This is a genomic window from Inquilinus limosus MP06 (genome assembly GCF_000767795.1).
Classification (GTDB): domain Bacteria; phylum Pseudomonadota; class Alphaproteobacteria; order DSM-16000; family Inquilinaceae; genus Inquilinus; species Inquilinus limosus_E.
In genome coordinates, this window is record NZ_JANX01000133.1 from 1 (window position 1) to 12,550 (window position 12,550).

The window sequence follows — 12,550 nt, forward strand, 5'->3', positions numbered from 1 at the left end:
CCGAGACGGTGACGGTCTCCGTCACGTTCGAGCCGGCGAAATCGAGCGTGTCGGTGCCGGCCTGGCCTTCGACGATGTCGTTGTCGTCGCCCGGCGCCCAGCCGAACAGGTCGTCCCCGCCCCCAGCAGGGCGGTGTCGTCGCCGTCCCCGCCGCGCACGATGTCGGCGCCGGCGCTGCCGAAGACCACGTCGGCGCCGAGGCCGCCGAGCACGGTCAGGCCGATCCGGCCGGCCGGCAGCGCCGAGGCGTCGATCACGTCGTTGCCGGCCTGCGCCTGGATCGTCAGCCGGTCCAGCGCCGCATCGGCATGCTGGATCGAGACCGATGCCGGCAGCCCGTTGACGGCGACGACGGCGGTCGACGCTACCAGGGTGACCACGTCGTCGCCGGCGGTGCCGTCCACGGTCACCGTGTCGGCCGCGCGGTCGCCGGCTGCCGGATCGGTCCCCGCCAGGTCGACTCCGACCCGGGTGATGTCGGTGCCGGTCAGGTCACGCACCGCGACCGTGTCGGCGCCGGCCAGCGTCTTGAGCTGGATGCGCTCGACATCGTTCAGATCGAGAGTGACGGAGCCGATGTCGCGGACGAACAGGACCCGCCCGCCATTGGCCGCGATGTTGAAGGTCTCGTTGGCGGCGCTCCCGGTGACACTCAGATCGTCGGTGCCGGCCTGGCCCTCCACCGTGTCGCTGCCGTCGCCCGGCACCCAGGCGAAGGTGTCGTTGCCGGCGCCCAGGAAGGCGACGTCGTTGCCGCGGCCGCCGACCACGATGTCGTCACCGTCGCCGCCCAGCAGCACATCGGCCCCGGCACCGCCGAAGAGCGCGTCGTTGCCGGCGCCGCCGTCGAGGGCCAGGGCCATCGGCGCCGTCGCCAGCGGCCGGGCGTCGATCCGGTCGTTGCCGTCGAGGCCGTTGATGAGGAGCTGGTCGAAGGCCTCGGCATGATCGACCACGAGCTGGGCCGCGAGGCCGGTCGCCACCACCGCCGTGCCGGACAGGGCCAGGGTCACGGTCTCGGCGGCCGCGGCGCCGTTGGCGGTCACCACATCCGCCCGGCCGTCGCCGGCCCCGCCGTTCAGCACACCCTCCAGATCGACCGTCACCCGGGTCATGCCGGTGCCGGCCAAGTTGTTGACGGTGACCCGGTCGGCCCCGCCCAAAGCGTGGAATTCGATCCGCTCGATGCCGTTCAGGTCATGGGTGATGGTGCCGACGTCGCGGGTGAACAGGACCCGGCTGCCATTGGCCGACATGCTGATGGTCTCGGCGACGTTCGAGCCGCTGAAATCGAGCGTGTCGGTGCCGGCCTGGCCTTCGACCGTGTCGCTGCCGTCGCCCGGCACCCACAGGAAGGTGTCGTCCCCCGTCCCCAGCAGGGCCGTGTCATTGCCGCCATCACCGGCAACCACGTCGTTGCCGCCGCCGGCGGAGATCACATCGGCCTCGGCCGAGGGCCGGGGCTGCCCGGACACCGTCACCGTGGGCGACACGAATGCGGGGGTGATGGTTTCTGCGGCGTCAGTGCCGGTGAAGACGGACATGGAAATTCCCCATCCGAGAGGGGGAGGGCCGGAGGACCGCCCCCCGATCAATGCCGTACGGCCAATATCGCGTCGCCGGCGGAAACCGGGCCCGGCACGGCCTCAACATACCATGGATTCGAGGCGAATGCCGTCGACCGGCATCGGACGCCCGGGCCAGCCCGGGCGTCCGGCCTCGCGGGCTACAGCACGAAATCCGCCGCCGTTAGGGCGACGTGCCCGGTCAACGTGATGTGGAAATCGGAGGTGCCGTCGCCATTGACGTCGCCGGCGATGGTGGTGTCGGCTCCGTTGACGGCGAAGCGCAGCTCGCCGGCATGGTGGGTGTAGAGGCCGGTGCCGATGAAGGTGAAAGCCTGGTTGCCCGCCGCGCCGGTGTTGGCGTCGATCACCGACAGGTCGGTCCTGTCGCCCTGGGCATGGCTGAAATCGGCGATCCGGTCGGCCTTGGGCCCGACGACGCTGTCCGACACCAGGTTGAACTGGAACCGGTCGGCCCCGGCGCCGCCCAGGAAGGTGTCGGTGCCGGCGCTGCCGACGAGCTTGTCGTTCCCGGCCCCGCCCGACAGGGTCAGGCTGATCTTGCCCGCCGCGACCGCCGCGGCGTTGATCACGTCGTCGCCGTCGCCGGCGCTGATCAGCAGCCGGTCGCCCGCCTCCGAATGCTGGATCGCGATCGAGGCCTGCAGGCCGCCGATGCCGAGCGCGTCGGCGGAGGAGGAGAGCGAGATCTTGTCGATGCCGGCGGTGCCCTCGACGGTCACCGAATCGACCGCGCCGTCGCCGGTCGTGCCGCCCGCCGTCCCCGCCAGGTCGATGCCGATTCGGGTGGTGTCAGTCCCGGTCAGGTCGTGGATCGTGACCTTGTCGGCGCCGCCCAGCGCGGTGAACTGGATGCGCTCGACATCGTTCATGTCCATGTTCACGGCGGCGACGTCGCGGAAGAAGGTGGTGCGGCCGTGATTGGCCGAGATGTCGATCGTCTCGGCCACGCCGGCGCCCAGGAACGCCAGGCTGTCGGTGCCCGGGCCGCCCTCGATGGTGTCGCTGCCGTCGCCCGGCGCCCAGGCGAAGGTGTCGTCCCCGGAGCCGAGGAAGGCAGTGTCGTCGCCCTTGGCGCCGATCACGAGATCGTTGCCGGCGCCGCCGAGCAGCAGGTCCGCCCCGGCGCTGCCGATCAGCGTATCGTTGCCCTCGCCGCCGTCGAGGACCAGGACCATCGACTGCGGCAGCAGGCTGGCGTCGAGCCGGTCGTTGCCGCCGAGCCCGTCGATGATCAGGTGGTCGCCCGGATCGAAATGGCTGATCGTCGTCTCCGCCGCCAGCCCGGCCACATGCACGGTCGCATCCGCGCCGGTGCCGGTCTGGGTCAGCTTGATCGCGTCGTTGACGGGGGCACCGTTGGTGAAACCGGCTCCGTTGACGATCACCGTGTCCTCCACGCCGTCGGCGGCGGTGCCGTCATGCACGCCGGCCAGGTCGATCTGGACATGCTTGACCGCCGTGCCGGCCAGGCTGTTGACGGTGACCAGGTCGGATCCGCCGAGCGCCTCGAACTCGATGGTCTCGAGATTGGTCAGGGTCATCTGGACCGAGGCGATGTCGCGGAAGAAGATCGCCTTGCCGGCATTGGCGAAGATCAGGATGTTCTCGTCGGCATTGGCGCCGTCGAAGTCAAGGGTGTCGAGGCCGGCGCCGCCGTCGACCGTGTCGCTGCCGTCGCCCGGGACCCAGCCGAATACGTCGTTGCCGTCGCCGAGATTGGCGATGTCGTCGCCCTTGTTGCCGTTGACGATATCGTTGCCGCCCAATGCATTGATGGTCTCGGCATCGTCGGTGCCCTCGAGATGGTCGGGGCCGTTGGTGCCGTTGATCGGATTGGCCATGATGTCGTTTCCCCTGTGTCGGGGCGGCCGGCGGCCGCCGTTCGCTGTCTCACCCGGAGAGGATGCCGGGCACCTGGGGCGGCGGGTGTTACCGGGGTCACCCCGGCGCGCGGATGTGCTCCAATCGACGGAGTCCAACCAAAGGAGTCGCGGCCATGCTGAAGAGGATCGAGGCCGGGGTGCTGGACGTCGCCTATGAGGAGAGCGGCGATCCGTCGGGCTGGCCGGCGGTGCTGCTGCACGGGTTTCCCTACGACATCCACAGCTATGACGAAGTGGCGCCGCGGCTCGCCGCGCAGGGCGCCCGGGTGATCGTGCCGTATCTGCGCGGCTACGGCCCGACCCGCTTCCGCTCGGCGGACACGCCGCGGTCGGGCGAGCAGGCGGCGCTGGGGCAGGACCTGCTGGATCTCCTGGATGCGTTGAAGATCGAATCGGCGGTGCTGGGCGGCTATGACTGGGGCGGCCGGGCCGCCTGCATCGTCGCAGCGCTGTGGCCGCAGCGGGCGCGTGGCCTGGTCTCGGTCAACGGCTACAACATCCAGAACATCGCCAAGTCGGGCGAGCCGGCCTCGCCCGAGGCCGAGTTCCGCTACTGGTACCAGTACTATTTCCACGGCGAGCGCGGCCGGAAGGGGCTGGAGCGCAACCGGCGCGAGCTGTGCCGCCTGCTGTGGCGGCTGTGGTCGCCGGAATGGCGCTTCGACGACGCCACGTACGATCGCAGCGCCGGGTCCTTCGACAACCCCGATTTCGTCGATGTCGTGATCCAGTCCTACCGCCACCGCTACGCCCTGGCGGAGGGCGACCCGGCGGTGGCGGAGGTGGAGCGCCGGCTGGCGGCGCGGCCGCCGATCACGGTGCCGGCGGTCACGCTGGACGGCGACGCCGACGGGGTGATGGCGCCCGGCGGCACCGCCGATCACGCCGGCCACTTCACCGGCCGGCACGAGCATCGCATGGTCGGGCCGGGGATCGGCCACAACCTGCCGCAGGAGGCCCCGGAGGCCTTCGCCCAGGCGATGCTGACGGTCAGGGAGTGGGCTGGCGGCTGAATCCCGCAAACTCAAACCGTCATTGCGAGCGCAGCGAAGCCATCCAGGGGCCAGTGCGAACCGGCCCCTGGATTGCTTCGTCGGCTTTGCCTCCTCGCAATGACGGAATGGGAATGAGCGGCCGCTACCGCCCTCCGTACTGCGCGTCGTGCAGCCGGCGGTACAGGCCCCCTGCGGCGACCAGGTCGCGGTGCCGGCCCTGCTCGGCGATGCCGCTGGAATCGACCACCGCGATCCGGTCGGCGTCCTGGATGGTGGCCAGGCGGTGGGCGATCACCAGCGTGGTGCGGCCCTGCGACAGCTCGGCCAGCGACTGCTGGATCGCCCGCTCGGTCTCCGTGTCCAGGGCCGAGGTCGCCTCGTCCAGGATCAGGATTGGCGGGTTCTTGAGGAACATCCGGGCGATCGCCAGGCGCTGCTTCTGTCCGCCCGACAGCTTCACCCCGCGCTCGCCGATCACCGTGTCCAGCCCGTCCGGCAGGCCGGCGACGACGCGGTTCAGCCGGGCGCGGCGCGTCGCCTCTATGATCTCGGCCTCGGTCGCGCCCAGCCGGCCATAAGCGATGTTCTCGCGGATCGTGCCGGCGAACAGGAACACGTCCTGCTGCACCACGCCGATCTGCCGGCGCAGCGAGGTCATGGTCATGTCGCGGATGTCGATGCCGTCGATGGTGATGCGGCCGCCCTGGACCTCGTAGAAGCGCGGCAGCAGCGAGCAGATGGTGGTCTTGCCGGCGCCGGACGGGCCGACGAAGGCCACGGTCTCGCCGGCGCGGATGGCCAGGTCGATGCCGCGCAGCACCGGGGTGCCGTCGCCATAGCCGAAGCTGACGCCCTCGTAGCGGATGTCGCCCTTCAGCGCCGGCACCTCGACCGCGCCCGGCCGGTCGACGATGTCGGGCTCGGTGTCCAGGAGCTCGGTGTAGCGGCGGAAGCCGGCGATGCCCTTGGGATAGGTCTCGATCACCGAGTTGATCTTGTCGATCGGGCGGAAGAACACGTTGACCAGCAGCAGGAAGCCGACGAAGCCGCCCTCGCTGAGCCGGCCGGTCAGCACGAAATAGGCGCCGGCGATCATCACCGTCATCTGGATCAGCCGCATGCTGAGATAGCTGAGCGAGGTGCTGGCCGCCATGATCCGGTAGGCGTCGAGCTTGGTGCGCCGGTAGTTCTGGTTGTCGTCGGCGAACAGCCGGCGCTCATGTTCCTCATTGGCGAAGGCCTGAACCACGCGGATGCCGCCGACATTCTCCTCGATCCGGACGTTGAAGTTGCCGACCCGGCTGTACAGAGCCTGCCAGTTGCGGGTCATGCGGCCGCCGTAGCGGCTGGTCAGCCAAGCGGTCAGCGGCACGATCGCGGCGGTGATCAGCGCCAGCTCGACATGCACCGTCAGCATCAGCGCGAAGGCGCCGATGAAGGTCATCACGGCGATGAACAGGTCCTCCGGCCCGTGATGCGCGACCTCGCCGATCTCCTCCAGGTCCTTGGTCAGCCGGCCGACCAGATGGCCGGTCTTCTGGTTGTCGAAGAAGGAGAAGGACAGCTTCTGCAGATGGTCGAAGGCCTTCCGCCGCATCTCGGTCTCGATGTTGATGCCGAGCATGTGGCCCCAATAGGTCACGATCGCCATCAGGCCGGTGTTGGCGACGTAGATGACCAGCAGGCCGGCGGCGGCCAGCAGGATCAGCGGCCAGTCGCCGCTCGGCATCAGGCTGTCGACGAACAGCTTGACCGCGATCGGGAAGCCGAGCTCGAGCAGGCCGGAGACGATGGCGCAGCAGAAATCGAGCAGGAACAGCCCGCGATGCGGCCGGTAATAGGCGAAGAAGCGTCTCAGCATCGGTCGTCTCGAAGTCAACCGCCGGACTGCCACACCCGGATCGCATCGACCGGGTGCAGCAGCATCAGCACGTTCAGGGTCAGGTTGTCGCGGATCAGCCAGCCGGTCAGCAGCTCGAAGAACACCGCCAGGAACACGGTCAGCCACACCGGCGCCCGGGAGGCGAAGGCGAAGCCCAGCGTCATGAAGGCGATGTCGGAGACCGAGTTCAGCACGCTGTCGCCGGTGTAGCCCAGCGCGATGGTCGCCTCGCGGTAGCGGTCGATCACCATCGGGCCGTTCTCCGCGATCTCCCAGGCGCATTCGACCGCCAGCGCGATCAGCGCCCGGGCGCCGAGCGGCAGGCGCCGCGCGAACAGCCAGGTCAGCCCGAAGAACAGGAAGCCGTGGATGATGTGCGACGGCGTGTACCAGTCGGCGATGTGCTGGGAGTTGTCGGCGCTCATCACATCCGGCGCCCACAGCTTGACCGTGCCGCAGGTGCAGATCGGCACCCGGCCCATGGCCAGCAGGATCGCCGCCGTCGCCGCCACCAGGCCGAGGCCGAGCAGAAGAGTGATGCGCCCGGCCGGCCGCACCGTCTTGAAGGATCCGTCCACCATGCACGCAGTCCTAGCACGGCCGAAGCGCTGCGAAGCATTCGCAGACGGCGGGACGATGCGCCGCTTTCGGCATGGCGGACCGGACCATGCCAACGAGCTCTTCATCGACTCTTCGCTATCCGTCATCCCGGGCGCGGCGCAGCACGGAGTGGTGCGCCGCTGAACCGGGATCTCTTCGAGGACGACACCGAGATCCCGTGTCTGCGCAGCGATACTTCGCATCGCAGCGCGCACGGGATGACGATCTCTTCATTGGCCCTTCGGCCTCACAGATACGGCGAGGCCAGCCACACCGTCCGGTTGCGCAGCCGGGTCAGGAACGGCCGGGCCCGCAGCGTCGCCAGCGTCTCCGGCCAGGCCGAGGCCATGCGCTCGCGGATCGCGGCGTCGACTTCGCCGGCGACATCTCGGTCGTAGATCTCGACATCCAGCTCGAAATTGAGCCGCAGGCTCCGCGAATCGAGGTTGGAGGAGCCGATCAGCGCCCAGGCGCCGTCCACCGCCATCAGCTTGGAATGGTCGAACGGGCCGGTCGTCCGCCACACCCGGCAGCCGGGCCGCAGCACCTGGTCCAGCTGCGCCGTCATCGCAGCATCGACCAGCGCCAGATTGTTCTGGCTGGGGATGACGATGTCGACCTCGACGCCCCGCTGGGCGGCGATGGCCAGGGCGCTGGTCAGCGGCAGGTCAGGCAGGAAATAGGGCGAGCAGATCAGGATCGAGCGCTGGGCCACGGCGATCGCGCCCATCACCAGGCTGTGGTTCGAGCCCAGGGTGTGGTCGGGCCCGGACAGCACTGCCCGGGCCAGCACCGTCGGCGCGGGCTGCGGCTGCGGCACCGATTCCCAGGCCTTGCCGTGCAGCCGGCGCCCGGTGGTGAAGCGCCAGTCCTGGACGAAGGTGGCCAGCAGGCTCTGCACCATCGGGCCGCAGATCCGGGCGTGGGTGTCGCGGGCCGGCGGCCCGTCGACAAAGGCGCTGGCGAACTGGGCCCGGATGTTCATGCCGCCGGTGAAGGCGGTCTCGCCGTCCACCACCAGCAGCTTGCGGTGGCAGCGGAGATTGGCATAGGGCAGCCGCAGGCCGATGACATTGCCGTTGAAGCGGGCCGTGGTGACGCCGCCCTCGCGCAGCACGCCGACGATCTGCGGCCGCGAGTAGCGCGCGCCGATGGCGTCGATCAACACCCGCACCTCGACCCCGCGCCGCGCGGCGTCGATCAGCGCTCCGGCGATCTCCTGCCCGACCGGGTCGTTGTCGAAGATGTAGCTCTGCAGCGCGATCGAGGACCGGGCGCCGCGGATCGCCTCCAGCATCGCCGGATAGGCCTCGTCGCCGCCGCGCAGCAGCCGCAGCTGGTTGCCGCCGGTCACCGGGAAGGGCGAGACCTTGTCGCCGAGCCGTTGCAGCGAGGCGAATTGCGGTGCCGAGGCCGCCGCCACGTCCACCGCCGGGCTGGTCTCCCGGTCGTCCATCCCGGCGCCGGACCGGCGCCGGCGGCGGGCGATGGCGGCGCGCCGCACCCGGTTGACGCCCAGCACCAGATAGATCAGTGCGCCGAGGATCGGGTTCAGCACGATCACGCCCACCCAGCCGGAGGCGGCGCGGACATCGTCCTTGGTCATGATCGCATGGATCGCGCCGGCGATGCCCAGCACCAGGCTGGCCGCCAGCACGATGTCGGGCCAGTACATTGTCCAGAAGGCGTCCATACCGTCCATGCGCCAGATGCGTCGCCCATCCCCTGCCAGCACCACCGGCGGCCGGCAAGCCCGGCAGGGCTACCCCTGCAGCATAACCGTCATACGGCACCCGTCGACCAGCTCCGGCGGGGTTGATGCGACGCCGCTCTCGCGGTAGTCTGGATCCATGGATCCAAACTCGATTGCCGACACGCTGCGCCAGGAGATCGAGGCCCGCCTGCTGGCACCCGATTCCGTGCTGCGCCAGGAAAGCCTGGCGGAGCGGTTCGGCGTCAGCCGCCAGCCGGTGCGGCAGGCGTTGGACCGGCTGCTGGCCGAAGGACTGGTGGTGCGCCGGTCCGACCGCAGCCTTGCCGTCGCCGGCCTGTCGGCGGAGGAGGGGCGGGAGCTGACGGCCCTGCGCATCCTGGTGGAGGGCGAGGCCCTGCGCCTGTCCCTGCCGCGGCTGGCGCCCCGCGACCTGCGTCGCGCCGCGCGCATGGCCGAGGATCTGGCCGAGGAGGAGGATCCGGCGGCGATCGAAGCGCTGGACGTCGCCTTCCACGCCGCCCTGTACGGCGCCTGCGGCAATGCCCGGCTGCTGCGCCTGATCGATTCGCTGCGGCGCGAGGGCAGGCGGGCCTACGCGCTGCAGCCCCCGGGCTCCGCCTTCCGCGCCGCGATGGCGGCACAGCACGACGCCATTCTGGCGGCCTGCCGCGACGGCGACGCCGCCGCCGCGACCGCCGCCCTGGCCGCCCATCTGCAGATGGCGGCCGATCCGCAACCAGGAGACACCCGATGAGTCACTATCAGGCCACCGTGCTGTGGCAGCGCCCGCCGGACGTCGTCTTCACCGACGGCCGCTACAGCCGGGTGCATCTCTGGCGCTTCGACGGCGGCGTCGAGGTGCCGGCCTCGGCCTCGCCGCATGTCGTGCCGCTGCCCTTCTCGGCCGCGGAGCCGGTCGATCCGGAGGAAGCCTATGTCGCCGCCCTGGCGAGCTGCCACATGCTGACGTTCCTGTCGATCGCGGCCAAGCGCCGCTTCGTCGTCGACCGCTACGGCGACACCGCCGAGGGCGTGATGGAGAAGAACGGCGATGGCCGGCTCGCCGTCACCCGCGTGGTGCTGAACCCGCGCGTGGTATACGCCGGGCCGGTGCCCGAACTGGCCGTGGAGGAGGCCATGCATCACGCCGCGCATGAGCAGTGCTTCCTGGCCAATTCGGTGAGGACCGTGATCGAGACCCGGCTGGGCTGACGCCGCCGGATCGATCGCGGGCGCGGCTTGGATGGAAGTCCCGGGCGCCTTAGGCCCGGTGTCCAGGACATATGCGTGCTGCGCATATCATTCGTGCGGAAAGTGCAAAAGAAAGAAACTTAGTTCGGCAGGTTCGAAGTTTAGTTCCAACTTCCTGACCATTTTTGAGCAGCGAGACGCTCTCCATTCACCTGCGATAACGAAACAACTCCTAGTCGGGAAATTTTTATCCAGTTTTGAAGGCCCTTGAAACCATCTCTGCGGTATGTGAAATTTAATTTCTGAATCAAGAAATATTTTGCTTATATCTGGAAATATCATAATAAAAAATCTTGACGATATTTCTTGCATCAAGAGGAGTCGCCTAGCTTGTCATGATCCTTTAAGTTGTTTGTAAACGACGATTTTGTGATCGTGGGTCGAGAGCGACGCCGTGTGCCGGCAGCGCCGGGACCGATACTGAACACGCGATAGCGGAGAACGAATATGGCTTTGTCATTGGAACTCCTGGGGCTGCTGGGCATCAACCTCGACGACACCGACGACGACGTGCTGGTCGGCGGCAACATCATCGACGTCCTGAGCGGCGGTGACGGCAACGACGTCATCGAAGGCAAGGGCGGCGCCGACGTCATCAGCGGCGGCGACGGCATCGACACGCTGAGCTACGAGACCTCGCCGGCGGCGGTGCAGGTCAGCCTCGAGCCCGGCCTGCTCGGCCTGATCAGCCTGAACACCGGCGGTGACGCCACCGGTGACCTGGTCAGCGTCGGCTTCGAGAACGTCGTCGGTTCGGCCTTCGCCGACACCATCACCGGCGACGCGACCGCCAACACCCTGGCCGGCTTGGCGGGCAACGACACCCTCAATGGCGGCGCCGGCAACGACCTGCTCATCGGCGGCGCCGGGGCCGACCGGATGGACGGCGGCACGGGCATCGACACCGTGAACTACGGCGAGTCGGGCTCCGGCGTGACCATCGACCTGATGAACGGCGTCGGCACCCGCGGCGATGCCGAGGGCGACACGCTGCTGAACATCGAGAACGTGGTCGGCTCGCGCTTCAACGACGTGATGATCGGCAGCGCCGCGGACAACGTGCTGACCGGCGGCGCGGGCGACGACGTCATCACCGGCGGCGCCGGCAAGGACACGATCGACGCCGGCACCGGCAACGACACCGCGAATTACTCGAACTCGAATGCCGGCGTGACCGTCAATCTGGCCACCGGCATCAACACCGGCGGCCATGCCTCCGGCGACATCCTGACCGGCATCGAGAACCTCACCGGCAGCACCTTCGACGACAAGCTGACCGGCGCCGACGGCGCCAACGTCCTGAACGGCTACCGTGGGAATGATATCCTGGTCGGGGGCGGCGGCAATGACGCCCTCATCGGCGGCCAGGGCGCCGACACCATCGATGGCGGCACCGGCATCGACACCGTCTACTACTCGAACTCCGCCGCGGCGGTGACGGTCAACCTGGCCACCAACATCAACACCGGCGGCGAGGCGTCCGGCGACTCGATCAGCAATGTCGAGAATGTCGTCGGCTCGGCCTTCAACGACGTCATCACCGGCGACTTCCAGGCCAACTCGCTGTCCGGCCTTGCGGGGAACGACATCCTCAACGGTGGCGACGGCGCCGACATCCTCGTCGGCGGCGCCGGGGCGGATGCGCTGAACGGCGGCGCCGGCATCGACACGGCCAGCTACGAGACCTCGTCCGCGGCGGTGAATGTCGACCTGTCCACCGGCGCCGGCATCGGCGGCGACGCGCAGGGCGACACCCTGACCAGCATCGAGAAGGTCATCGGCTCGGCCTTCGCCGACACCCTGACCGGCAATGCCGGCTACAACGACCTCCGTGGCGGTGCCGGCAACGACGTCATCAACGCCGGCGCGGGCGGTGACGACCTGCGCGGCGGCGCCGGGGCCGACACCCTGAACGGCGGCGACGGGCGGGACACCGCCTACTACTTCGAGAGCAATGCCGGCGTGACGGTGAACCTGACCACCGGCCAGGGCTTCGGCGGCCACGCCCAGGGCGACCTGCTGATCGATATCGAGAATGTCGGCGGCTCGCAGTTCAACGACTCGCTGGTCGGCGATGCCGGCAAGAACATTCTCCGCGGCTATGCCGGTGACGATGTCCTGCGCGGCGGCGGCGGCGTCGATGAGCTGATCGGCGATGCCGGTGCCGACAAGTTCGTCTACACCTCGACCTCCGACAGCAACAGCGTCACCGGCGTCGACCTGATCCATGACTTCGGCCAGGACCAGGGCGACAAGATCGACCTGTTGGGGATCGACGCGAACACCGGCACTGCCGGTAACCAGGCCTTCAGCTTCATCGGCTCGTCCGCCTTCAGCAACGTGGCGGGGCAGCTGCGGTTCGAGATCACCGCGGCCGGCACCCTGATCGAGGGCGACGTCAATGGCGACGGTCATGCGGATCTGATCATCAGCGCCGCGGGCTCGATCACCTTCACCGCCGGCGACTTCGTGCTGTAAGCGGACCAGAAAGCATCGCGTGTTCGGAGGCCGCCCTTCGGGGCGGCCCTTTTTTATCCCGCGCTCTCCGCCGCCCGCCGCCGCGCCTCCTCGGTGGCCTGGCGGAAGCGGGCGAGGCGGTTCTCCACCCGCGCCGCCCGGTCCGGGCGCGGCTCAT

General features: G+C 68.9%; 9 protein-coding genes. 4 read left to right on the forward strand and 5 right to left on the reverse strand.

Annotation, left to right across the window (positions count from 1 at the left end):
• Positions 1–21 precede the first annotated feature (21 nt).
• Complete coding sequence (locus P409_RS12915; protein WP_052120525.1) at positions 22–1,545, reverse strand: calcium-binding protein; 1,524 nt, start codon at positions 1,543–1,545, stop codon at positions 22–24.
• Between the two features lie 182 nt (positions 1,546–1,727).
• Positions 1,728–3,431 carry a calcium-binding protein gene (locus P409_RS41215; RefSeq protein WP_052120527.1) on the reverse strand — a complete coding sequence of 568 codons (1,704 nt, stop codon included), beginning with the start codon at positions 3,429–3,431 and terminating at the stop codon, positions 1,728–1,730.
• Between the two features lie 155 nt (positions 3,432–3,586).
• On the opposite strand from P409_RS41215, the gene P409_RS12925 reads away from it, so the two are divergent.
• On the forward strand, positions 3,587–4,486 hold the full coding sequence (locus tag P409_RS12925; RefSeq protein ID WP_034836747.1) for an alpha/beta fold hydrolase: 900 nt from the start codon (positions 3,587–3,589) through the stop codon (positions 4,484–4,486).
• Between the two features lie 124 nt (positions 4,487–4,610).
• Here P409_RS12925 and P409_RS12930 read toward each other — a convergent pair whose 3' ends face one another.
• From P409_RS12930 to P409_RS12940, 3 genes are all read right to left on the reverse strand, one after another.
• The gene (locus P409_RS12930; RefSeq protein ID WP_034836749.1) at positions 4,611–6,329 is read right to left on the reverse strand and encodes an ABC transporter ATP-binding protein; all 1,719 of its coding nucleotides are present in this window, start codon (positions 6,327–6,329) and stop codon (positions 4,611–4,613) included.
• A gap of 14 nt (positions 6,330–6,343) precedes the next feature.
• Complete coding sequence (locus P409_RS12935) at positions 6,344–6,931, reverse strand: DUF2585 domain-containing protein (protein WP_034836751.1); 588 nt, start codon at positions 6,929–6,931, stop codon at positions 6,344–6,346.
• A gap of 266 nt (positions 6,932–7,197) precedes the next feature.
• Positions 7,198–8,652: a phospholipase D-like domain-containing protein gene (locus tag P409_RS12940; RefSeq protein ID WP_034836753.1), complete on the reverse strand. Its 1,455-nt coding sequence runs from the start codon at positions 8,650–8,652 to the stop codon at positions 7,198–7,200.
• Positions 8,653–8,800: 148 nt separating this feature from the next.
• Between P409_RS12940 and P409_RS12945 the strand changes: the two genes are divergently transcribed.
• The 3 genes from P409_RS12945 (at position 8,801) to P409_RS41220 (ending at position 12,393) form a co-directional block, all read left to right on the forward strand.
• The gene (locus P409_RS12945) at positions 8,801–9,418 is read left to right on the forward strand and encodes a GntR family transcriptional regulator (RefSeq protein ID WP_034836755.1); all 618 of its coding nucleotides are present in this window, start codon (positions 8,801–8,803) and stop codon (positions 9,416–9,418) included.
• Positions 9,415–9,876, forward strand: a complete 462-nt coding sequence (locus tag P409_RS12950) for an OsmC family protein (protein WP_034836757.1) — start codon at positions 9,415–9,417, stop codon at positions 9,874–9,876. Before P409_RS12945 ends, P409_RS12950 begins: the two co-directional genes overlap by 4 nt.
• A 486-nt stretch (positions 9,877–10,362) precedes the next feature.
• Positions 10,363–12,393, forward strand: coding sequence for a beta strand repeat-containing protein (locus P409_RS41220; protein ID WP_081991475.1), 2,031 nt, complete (start codon positions 10,363–10,365; stop codon positions 12,391–12,393).
• Positions 12,394–12,550: the final 157 nt, after the last annotated feature.